Origin of the sequence: Helicobacter marmotae (assembly GCF_003364255.1) — a bacterium.
Lineage (GTDB): Bacteria > Campylobacterota > Campylobacteria > Campylobacterales > Helicobacteraceae > Helicobacter_C > Helicobacter_C marmotae.
The window spans coordinates 1-20,321 of sequence record NZ_NXLR01000001.1; the positions used below are offsets into that span (position 1 = coordinate 1).

Genomic DNA, 20,321 nt, shown 5'->3' on the forward strand with positions numbered 1-20,321 from the left:
AATCGGTCTATTTTTCACCACATTTGCACTTGTAGGTGTGAGTAATGCAATAAACATTATAGATGGATTCAATGGTCTAGCAAGTGGTGTGTGCTTGCTTATATTGTGTGGATTAGCTTATGTAGCTTATCAAGTGGGAGATATGGAGATATTTTATATTGCTTTAGCGCTCATTGGGGCTATAGGAGGGTTTTTTATCTGTAATTTTCCCTTTGGTTATATTTTTTTAGGAGATGGAGGGGCATATTTTTTAGGCTTTATCATAGGGATATTGCTTGTTTTACTCACTCAAAGACATACAGATTCTATCAGTGCATTTTTTGGCTTAAGCATAATGATATATCCTGTATGGGAAGTGCTTTTTTCCATATGGCGCAAACGCATTAAACGCAAAATGTCTGCCACGCAGCCAGATAAAGTGCATTTTCATATGCTTATTTTTAAGCGACTTAGATATTCTAATGCCTCTACTTCTCTTTTGCTTATCCTCTTTAATATACCATTTATCGCTTGTAGTGTGATGTTTTATGATAATACTCCCCTCTTAATTATCCTATGTGCTTTCTTTGCCCTCTGCTATGGACTATTTTATACAAAATTAATTCGCTTTAGATTTTAATGCCCCGCAAAAAGGAGCATTATGACCTACGCATATCTAAGAGTTTCCACAGGGAAGCAGACTAACGACAATCAGCATTACGAGATAGAGAAGTATTGCAAGGAACGCCATATTAAGATAGATGAGTTGCACGAGGAAACCTGCAGTGGTAAGGTTAATTGGAAAGCACGCAAGCTAGGCGATATAATGAACAAAGTTAAGGCGGGCGATACGATAGTGGTAGCAGAGATTTCACGCTTAGGCAGGAGCATATTGCAGATTATGGGAGTGCTTAATTTGTGTATGGAGCGGGGCGTAAGGATTTTTTCAATCAAAGAAAACTACGAGCTGGGGGATAATATCAGCTCCAAAGTGCTTGCCTTTGCCTTTGGACTAAGTGCAGAGATTGAACGCCAGCTTATAAGCCAACGCACCAAAGAGGCATTAGCTTTGAGGAAAGCACAGGGAGTGAAGCTTGGGCGTAAGAAGGGCTCTTTGGATAAAGTGGAGAATATGCTTTTATACAATCGATTGGACGAGATAATTAACCTGCGCGCAAGCGGTATGAGTTTGCACAATATGGCTAAGCGTATGAAATGCAATCGTAAGACTATAGCTTATATTCTTAAGCGAATGATAGATGAACAGAAAGAAAGGAGTAGAGAGCGAAATATAAAAGTGTGAAAGCTACAATGAAAATTAAAAGTATAGAAGTATGGGCGTAGAAACAAATACTTATAACAATAATGGGTATATAAGCACAAAGGATAACGCCAGAAGTAAGGGCATTGCTTTTAAAAACCCTAAAAAGCAAAGTGTGCAAATGCAAATCATCGGGGCTTGTCGCATTTGCTCCATTTTTCTTACGGCGCCATATGGAAAAAAGCACTTCCCATACAGGATATATCATTATGCTTAAGCCAAAAAATGCACTGATAGAATCTGTATGTCTTTGAGTGAGTAAAACAAGCAATATCCCTATGATAAAGCCTAAAAAATATGCCCCTCCATCTCCTAAAAAAATATAACCAAAGGGAAAATTACAGATAAAAAACCCTCCTATAGCCCCAATGAGCGCTAAAGCAATATAAAATATCTCCATATCTCCCACTTGATAAGCTACATAAGCTAATCCACACAATATAAGCAAGCACACACCACTTGCTAGACCATTGAATCCATCTATAATGTTTATTGCATTACTCACACCTACAAGTGCAAATGTGGTGAAAAATAGACCGATTACATAGGGCAGACTAAAGCCCAAAGAGAGATCTTTAAGATATACCCCAAGCCATGCACAAACGCAAAATATCGCTGTGCATTGTATGAGCAAACGTGCTTTTGGAGAGAGATTCCCACGAAAATCTTCTATAATCCCGCTTGCAAAAATTACCCCCCCAGCAAGCACAATACAAAGCATTTGCGTGCTATAGAGGGTATCTGTGCTCAATTGCTTGCCATAAAGGAGTGCTACCATAATGCAAAATGTGCTAAAAATGCCTATCCCTCCCGCTCTAGGAGTAGCCTGAGTATGGAATCTTTGGGGCTTTTGGGCAAATGCACTATCGATAAAGATTTTGTATTTTCTGCTTATGAGAATAATCCCCACACAGAGTATAAGGCTTATCACAAAACATATCATTATGATTTTTATCTCTTCATAAGGCACCATTATCTCCTTAAATAAATGAGGCATTCTACACCACTCTTGCTGAATCTTTTCACGCCCAAGCTTTTATATCTTTTTAGGACTTGCCTTTTAAAAAGCATTCAGTTTTGTTACCTCATTGCACAGATTTAGTGATTTTGAGGGGAATATCGCAGAATTCGGCTCTTGCTCAACCCTCAAATTCACTAAAAATTCTCTTAGGTTGTCATCATAAACCCCTGATAAGAGGTGAAGAATTGCTGTTGGCTTTCTAGCAATTCTTATAGAGAGTCTCTAGTGGATAAGGGAGATTCTTCAGTCGGGCTTTGCCCTCCCACAAGAGCAATCCAAGTATAATCAATGGAATCTATGAAGTGCAAAACATCTCTAATAGACTTCACTAGAAATAATAATTAACAAAATAAAGTAAGCATATAAAGAGGTAAGAAGAAACCCCTCCTTGCAAAATAAGGAGGGGTAGAAGTAAAGCTAAAACTAAAGTTTATCAGCATTTTTAGCAAGATATTCTGCTACGCCTTTGGCATCAGCTTTCATACCTTCATCGCCTTTATTCCAGCCTGCTGGGCATACTTCACCATGCTCTTCTACAAATAGCATAGCATCAACCATACGAATCATCTCATCTACATTTCTCCCAAGAGGAAGGTCATTAATCACCGCATGGCGCACCACTTTGTTTTTATCAATCAAAAAGCTTCCGCGAAGTGCTACTGCCCCATTAAAAAGCACATCATAATCGCGAGAAATTTGCTTAGTCAAGTCAGATACCATAGGGAAGCTCACCGCGCCAATGCCACCTTCTTTAACAGGCACATTTCTCCATGCAAAATGCACTTCCTTAGAGTCAATAGATACACCAATCACTTTCACGCCACGTGCTTCAAAATCTTTCACTCTTTTGTCAAAAGCAATAATTTCGCTTGGGCATACAAAAGTAAAATCCTTAGGCCAGAAAAATACTACCGCCCCATTTTTGCCAATATTGTTATAAAGGCTAAAACTATCATCAAAAGTCCCATCTGCTTTCACTGCTTCAGCTGTAAAATCTGGTGCTGGTTTTGTAACTAACATGCAAAACTCCTTTTTAATAAAAAATATTGATAACAAATAATTATCATAGGGCTAATTGTAATGAAGTTGCGTAACAAAATATCAAATACAACATGATTATCCAAGAAGATTTAAAGCCTACAAGGCATAATTGATACAGCAAACATTATCGCGGCTAGCTAGATGGCATAAGCTAAGGCAAAAAATTGCTTTTAGAATCACCAGTGACTCCACTTCATATTCCCATAAGAGGCGACAAACTCACTTCCTTATCTTTTATGTTCCACTCTCTTACTCCTAATTAAGCAAAACAAACAACATAAATTTTATATGCTTAAAAATATCAAATACATATTGTAATATTAGTTTTTTTTGCTAGAATCTTGCACAAAATTTAAATTACAAGGTGAGTTTATGAAAAAATCATTTCTCTTTACTTCAGAATCTGTTACCGAAGGGCACCCTGATAAAATGGCAGACCAAATCAGCGATGCTGTGCTTGATTATATTATCGAGCGGGATAAAAAGGCACGCGTAGCATGTGAAACGCTTGTGAGTAATGGCTTTTGCGTGATTGCAGGGGAGCTTAAAACCAATGTATATGCCCCTATGCAAGAAATCGCGCGTAAAGTCGTGCAAGAGATTGGCTACACAGATGCGCTCTATGGCTTTGATTACCGCTCTGCTGCTGTGCTTAATGGCATTGGTGAGCAAAGCCCGGATATTAATCAAGGTGTAGATAGGGAAGATGGCGAGATTGGCGCAGGGGATCAGGGGCTTATGTTTGGCTATGCGTGTCGTGAGACGCCTACACTTATGCCTTTGCCTATTTGGTTAGCTCATCGCCTAACTGAAGGCTTAGCTCAAAAGCGAAAAGATGGTACTTTGCCCTTTTTGCGCCCCGATGGGAAGTCTCAAGTAACCGTGCGGTATGAAGATGGCAAGCCTGTAGGCATTGATACGATTGTTATCTCTACCCAACACAGCCCAGAGACACAACAAAGCCATTTAAAAGATGCCGTGATTGAAGAAATCGTGCAAAAAGTGCTGCCAAAGGCATTTTTGAATGATAATATCCGCTATTTTGTCAATCCCACCGGGAAATTTGTCATAGGCGGACCACAGGGCGATGCGGGCTTAACAGGACGCAAGATTATAGTAGATACCTATGGAGGCAGCTGCCCGCATGGAGGCGGGGCTTTTAGCGGGAAAGACCCTAGTAAGGTTGATAGAAGCGCAGCGTATGCAGCAAGATATGTAGCTAAAAACCTCGTAGCAAGCGGTGTATGCGATAAGGCAACCGTGCAGTTAGCCTATGCTATTGGCGTGGTAGAGCCTGTGTCAATCTTGGTAGATTCTCATAACACGGGTAAAGTGAGTGATGCAAAACTCACAGAATGTGTAAAACATATCTTTGCGCTCACGCCAAAGGGCATTATAGAATCTTTAGACTTACTTCGCCCAATCTACCGCCAAAGTGCCGCCTATGGGCATTTTGGGCGAGAGTTGGCAGACTTTAGCTGGGAGAGGACAGATAAGATTGAAGCCATTAAGGACTTTTGCAACATTAAATAATGAAACTCTTACCCAAGAGGCAATGTAATCATTTAAAATGCAAGAAATATCCAAAACCTACCTTGAAGAAAGCCCCCATATCTTACCCCGCCGATATGGCATAAAGCCTCAAAGCTTTCTTTATGGTGCCCCAAGCGTGGGTAAAAGCGCATTAGCCCTCCTCTATAGCAGAGCATATAAAAACACACTTTATATTAATTGTGCTGATTGCCGCACTGATATAGAATCTGCCCATAATTTTATTACAAACCACTCCGTTCTTAACACATTTGACTGCTTGATTATAGATAACTATACACCGCACCTACGCTTACCTAGCATTGAAAATATACTGCTTCTAGCCCAATCCCCCACAGACTGCCCAGAAGGCTTCCAAACTAAACATATACGCGCACTTAGCTTTGAAGAATATGTAAGCTTTGATAATAAAAATCAATCAATTGACCATCTCTTCAAAAGCTTTTTAAAAGATGGTAATCTCGCTCAAATGATTACCCTCCCCACATATCTTAAAATCCCCCGCAAGCAGGAGATTCTCAAACTTGCACTCAAAAATGACTTTATGCTTTTTGCTGCCTTACTCCCCCTCCAAGCCCAAAAGCTAAGCCCTCATCATATCTACACACTTTTAAAAAAATCTCATAAAGTCTCAAAAGATAGAATCTACCCGCTTTTGCACATATGGCAAGAATGCGGGATTATTTATCTCTTGCCTCATTTGAGGGCTTCTCATAAAAAGCTTTATTTCTATGATTTCACCTTGCCGCTTTGTGTAAGTAATAGTAAAAATCTCCAAGCTATGCTAGAGAATATGCTCTTTTTAGAGCTTTTGGCATTTTGTGAGCGCTATGGAGTAAGCACAGATATACACTATGGCGATATGGGAGAGTTTATTTGCACCCTTGGTGTGTTTATATTCCTCCCTTTTGCCAATGAAGAAAATATCCCCCCGAAATTAGCCAAGCTCAAAGCGCCCTATAAACATATATATGTCATTACCTTTGACTTTGATGGTAGAGGGAGCATAAGAGAGAAAAGCCTAGAGTGGGAGGCTATGAGTTTTATTGACTTTGCCCTAGAGTTTAGCCCCAAGAATGGCTTTTTAGAGCTAGCGCACTTTTACCATAAGCGCTCTTAAAATTCTTGCAAAATGCAGAGACATTGTTATAGCCTAACTCATGGGCGATTTGAGTAATGCTTTTATTGGTATTATGCAAAAGCATTAAGCCCCTCTGCATACGATAGGTTTTAAGATATTGATAAAGTGAAGTCCCCACATAGCACTTAAAATCCGCACTCAATTTACTTACACTCACCTCAAATTTCTCCGCAATTGCCCTTAAACTCAGCTCATCATTATTAAAATGCTCGTGTAAATACTGCTTCACACCCTCAATATACATACTTTTATGAGATTCTAACATATAGGGCATTTTAAGCACGCATTTATTGATATAAATTAAGCATTCTAAGACTTTTAATCGCAGCAAATCTGTATTGTGAATTACACTTAGGCTATCAAAAAGCGCACGGGTGGGGGCATCGGCGTTCATCACTAAAGTATTTGTCCTTAAGCACTCATATAAGCCTTCCACATCAAAATGCCGAAATATGCGTGAAATCTCGCCCTTGCATTGAGATATATCTAAACTTATTTGCACACAGGTGCAATCTACGCTAGAAGCATTGGGGCTTGCGCTAAATCTATCAGGGGCTAGGGAGTAGAGATTGCCCCCTTTTAGAGAAAGCTTTGTCTCATCTACCACTCCATGATATGCCCCGCTTTGCAATAGCCCAAAATGCACGCTTGGACTTTTCTTCACATAATACATTTGAGAAAAATCTCCCTGATAGCTCCCAAAGTCTAAACACACGCCTTCAAGCAACTCAATATTATGTGTTTTGACTACAAAATGCTCACTTTTAGCCTCAATATAGCGCATACCTTGAGGCTTTTGTATGGCTTTAATATCCGCTCCATTGGCTTTAAATACCTCATAATGATGATGTAGTGGCTTTTTCATATCACCCGCTCCTTTTCTATGGTTTTATCAATCTGCCTCATTGTGTCCTTACCTTATGGAGGCAAAGAATTTAAAAATACTCGACTCATTGCCATCACGAACCCCTGCAAGGGGTGAAGAATCTCTAAACGAGCCACTAGTAATTCAAATAGAGATTCTTCGCTTCTAGCCTTACCTTCCCGCTAGAGCCGACAAAATAAGAAAATTTCTGCTAAATCAGGGAGCAATTCTTACAAAAAATTCCCCGCTTTCACTTTGCCTTCCAACTCAAAGCTAATAACTTGACTTATCATTTTCAATTCCCCGTTTTATTATTCCTAGCCTTTAAACTCAAAGAATCTCCACGTTTATAGCAATATATTATTAATAATCACTCTTATTAAATGTATTTAAATTCCTTAAAACCATAAAGAACAGCATAAAATTTAGCATAATGCAGTATTTTGGCATTTTGAAACAATATCTTTTATAAATAAGAGTTAATATCATAATCTATTTTATACTTTTCATACAAGGACATACACATGAAAATAACATACAAAATTGCACCTACACTTCCCCTTCTCTTCTCCTTGTGTGCTTCTGCACAAGCCACGCCCCCAATTGATATGGGAGGCGATTGGGGGGGGGGGGGGTGAGCCCTCAAAGCCCACAGCAAGGCAATCAAAGGACTTTCTTTGAAGATTCTAGCCAAGATTCTAAACTTTTACTAGCTAATAATACACAGCCGAGCCAAAGCAACTATAACAGCACAAATGAAGCGAGCACGCAAGAAAACAAACACTACAAACTTGATACCCTAACCACCACGGCAAATAAATACGAAGCCGAGCTTAGCTCCATAAACTCTTCTGTGCAAATTGCCAGTGAGAAAACATTGCAAAATGCGCAAGTGAAATCCACAGATGAGCTAAGCAATGTCTTTGCAGGGCTTCATATCTATGCTATGGGGGGCTCTCAATTCCCCTCTGCAGTGCTTAGAGGGCTATCAAGCCCAGATTTTTACACCAGTGTAGTAAGCCTCTATATAGATGGCATTCCCCAAAGCCCTAATTTTATCTCTCAAGCCTTAAGTGATGTGGAGCAAATAGAGCTTTTAAGGGGACCTCAAGGCACACTTTATGGAGAAAACGCCCAAGCAGGGGTAGTCTCTATCCGCACGAAAAACCCAATGAAAGGCGATTATGCCTATGCCTCACTCACAGGCTCAAGGCTGTATGAAAACTTCAATGCCTACACCGGAGGAGAAATAGTAAAAAATACGCTTTGGGCTAAGGCAAATGTGGCATATATCCACGATAATGGCTACCTCCCTAACCCCAATGGAAGCGGAATGCTAAATACCGGCAATACTTTCCTAGCGGGGCTAAGCCTTTATTATGCGCCAAGTTCTAGCTTTTTAGCAACTTTAAGCTATAGCTACTACCAAGCCAATAAAAAAAGCCCACATTACTACACTAAAAACCAGCTAAAAGACCTCAAATACCCTAGCAATGCACAAAATGCCACCTTTGCTAACTTAGGAGATGAGAGCTATGCTTATTTGCTTCATCCATTTGATAAAAACCAAGCCCATAGCGCAAGTTTAAAGCTTGATTACTCCTTTGGGGATTCACTCCTTAGCTCTATCTCTGCATTTTTAGCTAATGACACATTGGGCAATAGCTATCCTGTCGTGGAGCTTCATGCTGGGAGGGACAATGGCTACTTCTATGATAATTTACAATTTATCGAAGAAATTCGCCTTGATAGCCAATATGACAATGGCGCGCATTCTGTATTTGGAATCTACTACAAATACCTCTCAACTGATAATGGTATGCGCGGCTACAAGGAGGGGTCTTGCCTTTTCCCCACAGATAACACTGGAAATAACTTCCAAGCCTATCCGGGCTGTGGCTATACAGACTTTGGATTCCGCTCTTCATGGAGGGCAAAAGAGAGTGTCAATACCATAGCACTCTTTGGCGATGGTGCTATTCCTTTGGGAGAAAGCTTTGATTTGGGTTTGGGCGCAAGGTATCAGTTCTACCATGCAAGTATGTATAGCCAAGTCCCTCCTGTGGATTTAGGACTTATAGATGGAAACAAATCATGGCATAGCATAAATCCACGCATTTCTTTAGGCTACCATCTCAATAAACATGCTAAATTCTATATCGCCGCATTGCAAAGCACCAAGCAAGGGGGCTTTGTGAAATTCCCCTATAGTGTGCAAGATACCACTCCCTATAATCCCGAGCAAATCTATAGTCTAGAGCTAGGAAGCCATTTAACATTTACCAATCTTAGGGCAAATGTAGCCTACTACTTTATGTATATTAAGGATAGGCAGAGCTACATAGGCAGCGGCATTTACCAAAGTTTAAAAAATATAGGAGATGCCTATTCTACCGGGCTAGAGTTTGACTTTGGCTATTTTGGCTCTAGGCTTTTAGCAAATATTGGAGGGACTATTGGCGTAGCAAAATACCTAAATGGCGGAGATAATCGCGGTGTAATAAGCATACTTAATAACGGAGCTATTATCCAACAAAGCTATGATGTGAGTAACTTTACATTAAAATTCTCTCCACTCCTTACACTCACAGCAAACATAGACTACAACTTTTACCACGCAAATAAACACAGAATCTATGCGGGCTTAAATGGACGTTACTTAAGCAGGCAGTATTTAGATGACTTAGACCACAATAGCAATCTTGTGCAAAATGGCTATGCGATAATAGACTTAAACCTCCGCTATGAATATGACAAACTTAGCTTTAAGATATTCTCACAAAATACTTTTGATACTCGCTATGTAGGCTATGGGCGGGCATTTGGAGGAGCTTACTACTACCTCGCACAAAATCCTTGGAATCTCGGCGCACAAATTGCATATAGATATTAAAGCCTATTTTTGCCCTCTCTTAGGCTTAGTCATATTATTTTGATGTCTTGCTCGCGGGAGTAAATCCCGCTTCGCGCCTAAAGTGCCTATCGGGGGGCACTCTATGCTAACTTTTTGCCCTTTGTGAGGGTTGTGCAACTCAAGCGGTAGCCAAGTTTGTCATTCTGAGGGCGGGCGTAGCCCAACCGAAGAATCTCTGTTGGCTTTCTAGTGGCTCGTTTGTGAATTCTTCGGTCGCTACGCTTCCTCAGAATGACAAACTAACTTCCTTTGTTGAAAATTAAATTTGTTATGTGTGGGTTTGTCTTGCGGGTAGCAAAGTTTGTCATGTTGAGGGCTTTATGCCCGAAACATCTCTGCAAGAATCACTAATCGTGCTTTTTGGTGATTCTAAGGGATAGTCGTTAGTATATAAGAGAGATTCTTCGCCTCCTAAAGGAGGCTCTAGACATGACAAACTAATTGCCTCTTCTCAAAGTTAGCTCCGTCCATCTCAAAGCCTTAAAAAAGTGTGCTTAGTTTGAGAGTTTTTACACATTTTTAGGGGTGAGTAAGGCTAATCGCCTACGATATTCCCCTAAAAATGTGTAAATCTATCAAAATAAGGGCGGTGATGTTTTAAGGCTCCAAAAAGACAACGCGAAATTAAAAGAAACAACACGCCGCGAAGTATTTGCCGATGATTTTAAGAGTTTTCAAGGGCGAAGTGAGGGAGTTTATTAAACATAAATGACCGAAACTAAGCCCGCAGAATCTCTTAAAAGCACGGCAAAGACAAGCGGAGACAAAGAAACAATGCGGGGTAATGACTTAAAAACACCTCAATGCTTACTCTTATGCTGCCCAATCCACTGCTTAATCTTAGTAAAACATTCTTCAAAGACATTTTTATAAGGCTCGCTTTGCTCACCAAAGCTTTTTTGCAACTCCTCTAAAAGTGCTCTTTGCTCATTATTGAGTTTAGGCGGATAGGTAATTTTAATTTGTGCGACAAACTTCCCTCTATAAGTGCTATTGACATCTTTAATCCCCTCACCCTCAAAGACAAACTGCTCTTTATCACGCGTATTTGGTGGGATTTTGAGCTCTAGCTCGCCGCGCAAAGAGGGGATTTTAATACTCGCTCCTAGCACAATGGAAGTAAAAAACACAGGCACTTCTATATATACATTTGTCCCATCGCGCACGAAGTTTTCATCTTCACTCACACTCACAGAGATGTATAAATCTCCCCTTTTACCATCTTTATCCGCATTCCCGCGTCCGCTAATGCGGATTCTATTCCCATCATCAATCCCTTCTGGTATATTGACTTCAAAGCTCTCTTTTTTAGCTTCATAGCCCGAGCCTTTGCATTTAGGGCATTTCTCCTCTACAATGCTCCCCTCTCCCCTACATGTCGGGCAAGTCTGTGCAAAAGTCATAAACCCTTGCCTCATATAGACTTGTCCCTTTCCATTACAATCTTTGCAATTGACTATCTTGCCATCTTTTGCTCCACTTCCCTTGCACGACGGGCAGGCACTTTTGAAGTTAATTTCTATTTGTTTTTTACAGCCAAAGACAGCTTCTTTAAAGCTAAGCTCTAAGCCTATGATTTCATCAAGATTATATTTGCCATTACTACGTTTCTGTCCGCCAAAGCCAAAGCTCCCTCCAAAGGCAGATTCAAAAATTGAACCTAAATCACCAAATATATCGCTAAAGTCCCGCCCGCTAAAGCCGCTAAAACCTGAATTTTGCAACCCCTCTTTGCCATATTTGTCATAAATTTGTCGCTTAGAATCATCGCTTAACACCTCATAAGCTTCATTAATACGCTTAAATTGCTCTTCAGCATTTTTATCATTGGGATTCCTATCAGGGTGGTATTTTAGCGCCATTTTGCGATAAGCCTTTTTAATGCTCTCTTTATCGCTTGTGCGGGTGATTTCTAAAATCTCATAATAATCAAATGTCTCCAAAATTACTCCTAAATGTTATGCGTGAATCTTAAAATTTTATGGTGGGATTGTATCTAAAATTTATAAGGAGAAGTTAAAAAGTTTGTTAAGATTACGACTTACACTTCAACTCGCAAGGCTTTAGGTATGAATAGCTATAAAAGCTCTCTTAAAACATTTTTCGAGCTTGTTTCAAGTTTAGAAAAGCTCCCTAGTATTGGTAAAAAAAGTGCGCAAAAAATGGCATATACTCTATGTGTGGAAAATCGATTCCTCGCCCTCAATATCGCCCATGCGATTGAAAATGCCGCCCTTTTGGTGCAAAGATGTCAAAAATGCTTTGGCTTAAGCGAGGGCGAGATATGTGATATTTGCTCCAATGCTCAAAGAGATATAGGCGTGCTTTGCATAGTGGCAAAAGCCCAAGATGTGCTGACTATTGAAGAAATTGGGGAGTTTGGGGGGCGGTATTTTGTGCTTAATGGAGAGCGTGAAGAGATAGACTTTGAGCTATTAAATCAAAGAATCCACGCAGAGCATATTAAGGAAGTGATTTTCGCCCTCTCTCCTAGCCTTGCTAACGAAACGATGATGCTTTATATTGAAGATAAGATAGAAGCGAATGTAGTATTTAGCAAAATTGCCCAAGGAGTACCAACAGGTATAGGCTTAGATTCTATTGACCAGCTCTCCCTCTCCCGTGCCATAAGCGCACGAGTAAGGACTTAAGGGAATTTAAGGTAAATATTAGATTTTAGTTTATAGAATCCACGCGTTGATTGCATCTAACAATCAATAAGAAAGGACTCACATGAAAAAGTTGCTTATTTTGACACTTTTAGGTTTGGCTACTCTTGCATATTCTGCAGAACAACCCGCAGTATTTAAAAAATGTATAGCCTGCCATGGACCTGATGCTAAAAAGGTAGCCCCCGGAAGTAAAGGCGGTGTAACAATCGCAGGTATGGCGAAGGAAGATTTACTTAGAAAACTCAAAGGTTATAAAGCTAAGACAGAAGACAATGGCGGCGCAAAGGCTATTATGTATGGTCAAATGGCAAATGTAAGTGATGCGGATATTGAAGCATTAGCCGAATATATCTCCAAACTTCCAAAATAACTTTAAACGCGCACTTTTAAAGTGCGCACTCCCTGATGGCACATATTACCCTCTCCCACAAAGCATATAAACATAATTTCAATCTCATATCTTCATATGTTGGCTCAAATGTAGAAATAGCCGCTGTGCTAAAAGATAATGCATATGGGCATGGCTTAGAGCAGATAAGTGCATTTGCTAGAGAATGTGGGATTCAAAGTGTGTTTGTTAAAAACTATAGCGAAGCCTTGCGCGTGAGTGAAGATTTTGCGCATATTACCGCCCTCTATGGTATGCCAGAGGGGAAATTCAGCCCTCATATTGCCTTTGTGGTGAATCAAAAAGAGCATATCTACGCGCTTAAAAAAGGCACAAAAGTAGAGCTAAAAGTCAATGCAGGTATGAACCGCAATGGCGTGGAATCTAAAGAGCTTGAAGACTTCATCTTAGCCATTTTAAAGCAAGGCTTAGAACTTGTGGGGGTGTTTTGCCATAATGGCTATGGAGATGAAAAAGATAAGACATTTTATGAGACGCAAAATACCTTTGCATCTATCAAAACTCACATAAAAGCTTTAAGTCTCAAATATGGCTTTAAATTGCCTAGATTTCATTCCCTTAGCTCATCAGGGGCTATAGCATTAGCAGGAGAGGGAGGTATAAGCGATGACTTAGTGCGCATAGGTATTGCCCTCTATGGCTACCTTGATGTCGCCTTTGCTAATCCCATAAGCGCACAACTCCAAAAGGTCGCCGCACTCTATGCCGATAGAGTTTCTACGCGTTATCTCAAAAAAGGCGCTCGCATAGGCTATAGCGGCTGCACAACTCTGCAAGATTCAAGTCAAATTAGCACGTATGATATTGGCTATGGAGATGGGTTTTTCCGCGTGAGTGAAGATCATAAAGTCTATACCGCCAAAGGCTATCAAATCCTCCCGCGCTCATCTATGGACTGCTTTTCGTGCTTGTGTAGTGAGCCTCAAATCTGCGTATTTGATGATGCAAATGTAATTGCTAGGGCTTTTCATACCATTAGCTATGAGGTGCTCACCCACCTCTCGCCAAACCTCAAACGCATTATTATTAAATGAATAGAATCTACCCCTTTAGCCATAGCCCCATTGATTGCTACTTTAATCCAAGCCCGCGTGATTTTGTCATAGAGGAGATTCCATTATATGCCCCAAGTGGGGAGGGGGAGCACTGCCTTATATATATACGCAAAAAGGGCTTAAGTACCTTTGAGCTTCTCTCACTCCTTGCTTCAATACTAGGCTGCAAGGCTTATGAGATAGGCTATGCTGGGCTAAAGGACAAAGCCGCAACCACATATCAATATATCAGCATTCATCGCTCCCTCCTGCCTAAGCTTGAAAATGCCGCTAGTATTTTGCAAGAGCGGCAAGTGAAGATTCTAAACATTGCTAAACATCACAACAAGCTTAGAATCGGGCATCTTAAGGGTAATCGCTTTTTTGTGCGATTAAAAAAATGCACCCCCCTTCATGCACAAAAGCTCCATTGTACTTTAAGCGTCCTTACCCAAAGTGGATTCCCTAATTATTTTGGCAAGCAACGTTTTGGCAGAGATGGTAGAAATTTTGAAGAGGGCAAAACCCTAGCCAAGATGGCAAACAAATCAAGGAATAAAAAATTAGATCAATTTCTCATTTCTGCATATCAAAGCTATTTATTTAATATGTGGCTTGCATGCCGCGTGCAACTCTCACAAATGGTGCATTTTCTCCCTCCGAGTGAAGCCCTAAAAGCACTCAAAAATGCAGAGCTTGAAGCCCTAAAAGCCCTCTCTAGCCATTGTGATACCAAGAGAGTTCAAGCCTTGCAAGCCCAAAAGCAGCATTTTGTGCTTTTAGAGGGAGATGTTATGGGGCATTATCCCTTTGGCAAGCTTTTTATCAATGATGATACAAAAAGTGCGTGTGAGCGATTTATGCAAAGAGATATAGCTCCTATGGGCGCACTTAGTGGCAAAAAGCTAACCCCAAGTAGTGCCCTTAGCCTTGTGTGCGAGAAGCCCTATTTAGATGTTTTGGCTAGAAGTGTGGGCTCAAGGCGATATGCGTGGGTGTGGGCAGAGGATATAGAGGGAGAGTATATCGCCCAAAAGGCGCATTTTGAGCTCCGCTTTAGCTTGCCTAAGGGGGCTTATGGGACGATTTTCCTTGAAGCTTTGCTGGGGATTGGGTAGTCATTACCCCACGTTGTCTCTTTGGAATCTTGAGAGACAAAGGCAGGGAGGGAAAGCCTCCATTTAATACAAATGAAGACTTCAATTAAGACTTAAAATGTCCATCTACCTTCAACAAATGCACTTCTCCCCTGCCCGATTAAAAATCCATATCCAGCTATCACATCACTTGAATCAGCATTGTAGTAGCTATAATAGAATGTATCAAAGACATTTCTCACCCCAGCGCTCAAAGAGAGGTCGCCAAATTTTGCATTCAATCCAATATCTGTTAAGCTATAAGCAGGGATGGTCTTTTGCCCATTGCTTGTGCTGGTGGCACTTTGCCCCATACCTGTGGTAGTAAATGTCTCTACATCTTTTTGCTTGCCCATAAAGGTATTTTGCGTCCATATACTAAAGCTCCTGCCTAAAGCAAGCTCAACGCCTATAGTGCCTTTATAATTACTCACATAAGGGATTTTTAAATCACTTTTAGAGCCATTATTACGCAATACACTTGCGTCTATATAAGTAAAGCTCTCACTTAATCGCAATATATTATTAAAAAGATACTGCTCTGAGAATAGCTCCACGCCTAGCCTTTGAGTCCTATCATAATTCCCATAAGTTACGCCACTAGCAGAATGGGCATTACCAATGGTATAAAACTCATTATGTGTCAAAGTATAAAAAAGTGCTGCAGAGAAGCTCACACTCTCTCCCCAAAAGTCTTTCAAACCTAATTCAAAGGTATCATAAGTCTCTTGCTTGAGATTTGTTAAAAGATATTGGCTGCTTTGTCTTGTTAAAAGATTATTAGGCGAGGGGGAGAAAAAGCCTCTTTCATATTTAGCATACATATTGCCATCATTTGAGTATTGATAGCTTGGGGTAAGCTCTAGGGCAAAGTTATTGCTTGTGGTATTGTAGTTTCTTGCAGCGTCTATGGGAATGTTTTGGGTAGGATTTGTAAGACAATTTACTTGTGAAGTAATATTGGCAGCACAAATAAGGACATTTTGGCTATTACTCACATCTGCTTTATACCACGCATTTTCATAGCGCGCACCGCCTGTGAGTGAAAAACTCTCTGTGAAATTATACTTTTCTATAGCAAAAAGCGCATTGCTCCATTTGCCACTCTTTAAGGAAATCAACATAGGATGAATGTAGAAATTAAAGGCATTGACATTAGTAGGCACACTACTTGCGTCTGCAAAAATCAGTTGGTCCATAATGCGCTTGCCATATTGATACACACTCTCATAGCCTAAGATAAAGCGCCCATTGCTGTGCTTTAAGTCATATTTAGCAATCAAGCCTATTTTTTGGTCATCAAAAAGCGAGCCACTTTGGTCAGCTTCAGCTAAGGGGAACAAAAATCTACCACCATAGAGATAATTATTGATTCCCGTTACGCTATCTACATATTTGATTTTATTTAAATGATAAAAAGCTTTGAGGTCAAACTTGCTATTTTCACTCACATTGGCTTCATAGCCTAAAGATACATCAAGTCGTTGTTGTTTGTTATGTAAATCCCCATTGCCTGGAGTTTTTCTATCACTTCGTGTGGGATTTGGAATATCATTAAAGGAGTTATTTGGAGAAGTTCTAATATCACCATAGAAATAGTCTATATCAAAGCTAAGAGAAGAGCCCCCCCCCCGCAAAATCTTTAATGAAGCTCATATTGGCTTGTCCTCCATTTATTTTATCTCCCTCTCTTGGACCACCTCTTAGAAGATATGCCGCGCCCAAAGAAATATAAGTGCTATCTCCTATTTTTGTGCCAAATTTTGCATCTGCATTGACATTATTTCCCGTAGAAGCAATAACATTTGAGTAGGTAATCCCTGCGGAGAAAAAGGGTTGGGCATATCGTCTTTGGGTAATAATATTCACCACGCCGCCTCTTGTGCCATTCCCATACATCACAGCCCCACCGCCGGGTAAAATCTCTATAGCTTCTATACTATAAGGAGAGAGGGTATTAATAGGGCTTACACCATGAGAGCTATCTAACATATTGGCATATATGCCATTTACGAGCACTTGCACAGAAGTGTTTGCGCGATTCCCCTGCCCTCTTAAGTCTAAATTGCTCCCTAAGCCCACATTAGCTAAGCCCACAAAAGGCGTATAGCGGAATATATCCTCGCTAGAGCGATACCCTCTCTCTTGAATAGAATCCCTATCTATCTCATAGACATTACGATTTAACTCATCTAAATGAGACTTCATCATATAGCCATATACAACAGATTTCCCCAAGTTTATAGATTGGCTTTCTTCATCGGCATAAGTGTATGAAACTATGCTCGTTAATGCACTGAAAAATAAAAGATATTTTTTCATTCATTCTCCTTGTAAAGTAAAGTGAGTTGTGAGTGTATAGAATCTTAAATTAAAGTAATATAAAAAATATAAGAATTATTTTTAATAATAAAATATTATCGTGCGATTTCTGCGTGATACAAATTTCTTTGCTTTGATAGTAGTAGCCTTGCTCTTTATGTGTGTATGGATTCTTTTTACTTCTTTTATCAATGCACAATAAAGGGCAAAATATTAGTATAAATTTTAATTTTAAGAGTATCTATTAAGATTGGGTTATTGATTCAATGTCTTGGTTTGCAAAAATAAATTTTGCAAACCGCCTAAAGCCCTGCGGGGGGCGCTCTATACTAACTTTTTGCCCTTTGAGTGGTTTGAGTTTCTCGCCCGCGTGGTAAGTTTGTCATTCTGAGGGCGGGCGTGAGAGCGACCGAAGAATCTCTACCCAAATCACTAAGGCTCAAAAAGCAATTCTTTACCCCAAAGGGTTTAGAATGACAAACTAACTTCCTTTTTTGAAAATTAAATTTGTTATGTGTGGGTTTGTCTTGCGGGTAGCAAAGTTTGTCATGTTGAGGGCTTTATGCCCGAAACATCTCTGCAAGAATCACTAGTCGTGCTTTTTGGTGATTCTAAGGGATAGTCGTTAGTATATAAGAGAGATTCTTCGCCTCCTAAAGGAGGCTCTAGACATGACAAACTAAGAGAATTTCTAGTGAATTAAGTAGAGATTCTTAGCTCACGCAAGAGCTGACAAACTAATTGCCTTTTTCTCAAAGTTAGCCCTTCCCTCTGCTAAGCCTTAAAAAAGTGCGCTTGCTTCTGGTGCTTTAGCTAAATTTTAGGGGTGAGCTAGGTATATAACCTGCGATACCCCCTAAAATTTAGCTAATCTCCATAATGAAGGGCGGTGATGTTTTAAGGCTCTTAAGTAAGCAGATTTTGCTCTAGTAAAGCCTTATATATCCCCTCATACCCCCCTAAAGCCACCTCATCGCACACTATCCATTCATTAAGCCCCTCTAGGCTCATCATTTGTGCGATTTTTGGGTCATTTGTAAGGGCATTTTGTGAGCACATCATCTCTATAAATGCCCTTTTCAAGCCGCTATCAAAACGTGATAAAACACTAAAATTGCAATGAGAATATCCCTCGCTCATATAAAAGCTTCTTAGCCCCCCATAACTCCCCTCTTGCATAATCCTAGCCCAAGTAGTAGAGCCAATAGCCCCCGCTGCTAGCTCTCCGCTACTAATCCTATCTAATACATCAAATTCACTTCTGCCTGTATCGCCATGCTTGCCTACATCGCTATTGAAGCGAAAAATATTAATGCTATCTGCTGCCAAAGATTGCAAGCCTAGAGTATTTGAAGAAAATTCTTTAATCTTATAGGGTTTGAGAGAGTATAAGGGCATAATCGCTGCCTGAGCAGAATCTAAACTCCCCAAACCAAAGCTTTTGCCCACTAAATCTGCTATGTTTTTTATTCGCTCATTTTTTGTTACAAATACGCTTTTAAAGTCTAAATCGGTATCGCGCATAAGTATCGCCTCTACCTTAAAGTCTCGCTCTAAGCAAGCGTGCATGGAGCGGATATAGGCGACATTGGTATTCCAAGCGATGTCAATTTTACCCTCTAGTAAATACTGCACTTGTGTTTCATAATTGCTAAAAAGCACATAATCAAGGCTTAAATCGCTATCCTTATAGTAGGCATTGGCATATTCTCTAATAGTATCCCAAATAGGCACAATCTGCGGAGCATACGCCACAGCCCCTACTAATATCTTTCTCATATTCAATCCTTTAAAAGAGCATCACTTAGCCATATCTTTAAAATATCCAAACTTGGTGCCATAACTTGCGCAGCAAGCCCATCGCGTAAATACCGCTCTAAGGGCAAAAGCTTAGAATACGCCCTCCCTCCGCCAAGTCGCATAGCAAGCTCTGTAATCTCCATAACAAGATTACTCGCATTAATCCTACTTGCAAAAATCTGCCATGTAGCGTCTTTATCGCCATTATCAAAGCTTTTTGCGGCTTGCTTGACTAAAGCAATTTGACTTTGCGCTTTGGTATATAAATTGGCTATGTGGATTCTCACTAATTCCTTATCACTTAGCCTAGAACTATCAGTATATTGCCTCTCTTTAATGTGAGAGAACACACAATCATACGCAGCCCTCCCCACACCGCTATATACCGCCCCTAAGCCAGCGACAAAATACATAGCCACTACTCCTGCTTGTGCCTCACCTTGCCCGTCTTTGCCAAGCAAATGCGTAATGGGGAGCTTTACATCATTAAATTGCACAGGTTTAGAATTATTCCCGCGCATACCAAGCCCATTCCACACATTTTCTTCATGCACAATCCCCTCGCTCTCTCTAGGGACAATCCAATTATTCTTTGCCCCCTTGATTTTGCAAGAATTTGTATAAGTGAGATAATAATCCGCATATTGCGCAGAAGTTACAAAGCTCTTTCTCCCCTTTAAGATTCTATACTCGCCCGCTTCTTGCTCAACTATATCTGGTAGCCCAAAATGCGTCCCTGAGCCACTTTCACTATATGCAAGGGCAAAACTCGCTTGCCCTTGTGCGATTTTTGGGAGGAATTCATCTTTTTGTGATGGTGTAGCATATATGCTAAGTGCTGCGGTAGCGGTGTTGTGCATCATATAGCAAAGCGCGGTTGTAGCATCAAATCTTGCTAAGTGATAGCACACTTGGATATGCTGATAGCAGCCACCGCCACTCCCGCCATATTTTTTAGGCACAAGTAAGCCCATATAGCCTTGCTTTTTTAGCTCATTATACGCCTCTTTTGGGAATCTCCCCTCTGTATCAACAGATTCAGTAATAGGGGCAAGATAAGACTTGCCAAAAGCCTCTGCAGTTTGTTCAATTTCTTCAAAATGTTCTAACATTGT

General features: G+C 40.3%; 19 protein-coding genes. 9 read left to right on the forward strand and 10 right to left on the reverse strand.

The features are described from left to right. Positions 1-619: MraY family glycosyltransferase (locus CQA63_RS00005; protein ID WP_147288694.1), on the forward strand; the 619-nt coding region annotated here is incomplete at its 5' end. A 21-nt stretch (positions 620-640) separates the two neighbouring features. Further along, the gene (locus CQA63_RS00010) at positions 641-1,282 is read left to right on the forward strand and encodes a recombinase family protein (RefSeq protein ID WP_104699796.1); all 642 of its coding nucleotides are present in this window, start codon (positions 641-643) and stop codon (positions 1,280-1,282) included. Here the strand turns inward: CQA63_RS00010 and CQA63_RS00015 are convergent. Together CQA63_RS00015 and CQA63_RS00020 are read right to left on the reverse strand one after the other, a co-directional pair. Then, on the reverse strand, positions 1,224-2,273 hold the full coding sequence (locus CQA63_RS00015; RefSeq protein ID WP_244916248.1) for a glycosyltransferase family 4 protein: 1,050 nt from the start codon (positions 2,271-2,273) through the stop codon (positions 1,224-1,226). The two genes, CQA63_RS00010 and CQA63_RS00015, sit on opposite strands and share 59 nt — an antisense overlap. Positions 2,274-2,744: 471 nt before the next feature. Next, positions 2,745-3,341 carry a peroxiredoxin gene (locus CQA63_RS00020; protein ID WP_104699797.1) on the reverse strand — a complete coding sequence of 199 codons (597 nt, stop codon included), beginning with the start codon at positions 3,339-3,341 and terminating at the stop codon, positions 2,745-2,747. Between the two features lie 393 nt (positions 3,342-3,734). Between CQA63_RS00020 and metK the strand changes: the two genes are divergently transcribed. Continuing rightward, complete coding sequence (gene metK / locus CQA63_RS00025) at positions 3,735-4,895, forward strand: methionine adenosyltransferase (protein ID WP_104699798.1); 1,161 nt, start codon at positions 3,735-3,737, stop codon at positions 4,893-4,895. 37 nt (positions 4,896-4,932) lie between these two features. Next, on the forward strand, positions 4,933-6,033 hold the full coding sequence (locus tag CQA63_RS00030; RefSeq protein ID WP_104699799.1) for an ATP-binding protein: 1,101 nt from the start codon (positions 4,933-4,935) through the stop codon (positions 6,031-6,033). On the opposite strand, the gene CQA63_RS00035 is transcribed toward CQA63_RS00030, so the two are convergent. Continuing rightward, entirely contained in the window at positions 5,978-6,919 is a 942-nt protein-coding gene (locus CQA63_RS00035; protein ID WP_104699800.1) for a helix-turn-helix domain-containing protein, read from the reverse strand. The genes CQA63_RS00030 and CQA63_RS00035 overlap by 56 nt on opposite strands. A 634-nt stretch (positions 6,920-7,553) precedes the next feature. On the opposite strand from CQA63_RS00035, the gene CQA63_RS00040 reads away from it, so the two are divergent. Further along, on the forward strand, positions 7,554-9,812 hold the full coding sequence (locus tag CQA63_RS00040; RefSeq protein ID WP_158655466.1) for a TonB-dependent receptor: 2,259 nt from the start codon (positions 7,554-7,556) through the stop codon (positions 9,810-9,812). A 325-nt stretch (positions 9,813-10,137) separates the two neighbouring features. On the opposite strand, the gene CQA63_RS10275 is transcribed toward CQA63_RS00040, so the two are convergent. Continuing rightward, on the reverse strand, positions 10,138-10,269 hold the full coding sequence (locus CQA63_RS10275) for a hypothetical protein (protein WP_267891923.1): 132 nt from the start codon (positions 10,267-10,269) through the stop codon (positions 10,138-10,140). A gap of 364 nt (positions 10,270-10,633) precedes the next feature. Then, on the reverse strand, positions 10,634-11,776 hold the full coding sequence (dnaJ, locus tag CQA63_RS00045) for a molecular chaperone DnaJ (RefSeq protein WP_104699802.1): 1,143 nt from the start codon (positions 11,774-11,776) through the stop codon (positions 10,634-10,636). 126 nt (positions 11,777-11,902) lie between these two features. Here dnaJ and recR point away from each other — a divergent pair, with 126 nt between their 5' ends. The 4 genes from recR to truD all read left to right on the forward strand — a co-directional run bounded on the left by recR (position 11,903) and on the right by truD (position 15,066). Then, positions 11,903-12,484 (forward strand): recombination mediator RecR, encoded by a 582-nt coding sequence (gene recR / locus CQA63_RS00050; protein ID WP_104699803.1) that lies wholly within the window; start codon positions 11,903-11,905, stop codon positions 12,482-12,484. An 82-nt stretch (positions 12,485-12,566) separates the two neighbouring features. Continuing rightward, on the forward strand, positions 12,567-12,875 hold the full coding sequence (locus CQA63_RS00055) for a c-type cytochrome (RefSeq protein WP_104699804.1): 309 nt from the start codon (positions 12,567-12,569) through the stop codon (positions 12,873-12,875). 35 nt (positions 12,876-12,910) lie between these two features. Next, on the forward strand, positions 12,911-13,948 hold the full coding sequence (locus CQA63_RS00060; protein WP_104699805.1) for an alanine racemase: 1,038 nt from the start codon (positions 12,911-12,913) through the stop codon (positions 13,946-13,948). Beyond that, positions 13,945-15,066: a tRNA pseudouridine(13) synthase TruD gene (truD, locus tag CQA63_RS00065; RefSeq protein WP_104699806.1), complete on the forward strand. Its 1,122-nt coding sequence runs from the start codon at positions 13,945-13,947 to the stop codon at positions 15,064-15,066. Before CQA63_RS00060 ends, truD begins: the two co-directional genes overlap by 4 nt. Before the next feature lie 92 nt (positions 15,067-15,158). Here truD and CQA63_RS00070 read toward each other — a convergent pair whose 3' ends face one another. From CQA63_RS00070 to CQA63_RS00080, 5 genes are all read right to left on the reverse strand, one after another. Further along, positions 15,159-16,721, reverse strand: a complete 1,563-nt coding sequence (locus CQA63_RS00070) for a TonB-dependent receptor (protein WP_233706594.1) — start codon at positions 16,719-16,721, stop codon at positions 15,159-15,161. Next, complete coding sequence (locus CQA63_RS10100; protein WP_233706595.1) at positions 16,696-17,406, reverse strand: TonB-dependent receptor plug domain-containing protein; 711 nt, start codon at positions 17,404-17,406, stop codon at positions 16,696-16,698. The genes CQA63_RS00070 and CQA63_RS10100 overlap by 26 nt, the downstream gene beginning before the upstream one ends. Positions 17,407-17,952: 546 nt before the next feature. Next, a complete protein-coding gene (locus CQA63_RS10280; protein ID WP_280524180.1) occupies positions 17,953-18,084 on the reverse strand; it encodes a hypothetical protein in 132 nt (43 codons plus the stop codon). 228 nt (positions 18,085-18,312) lie between these two features. After that, positions 18,313-19,185 (reverse strand): phosphate/phosphite/phosphonate ABC transporter substrate-binding protein, encoded by an 873-nt coding sequence (locus CQA63_RS00075; protein ID WP_104699807.1) that lies wholly within the window; start codon positions 19,183-19,185, stop codon positions 18,313-18,315. A 2-nt stretch (positions 19,186-19,187) separates the two neighbouring features. Beyond that, positions 19,188-20,318 (reverse strand): acyl-CoA dehydrogenase family protein, encoded by a 1,131-nt coding sequence (locus tag CQA63_RS00080; protein ID WP_104699808.1) that lies wholly within the window; start codon positions 20,316-20,318, stop codon positions 19,188-19,190. Positions 20,319-20,321 lie beyond the last annotated feature (3 nt).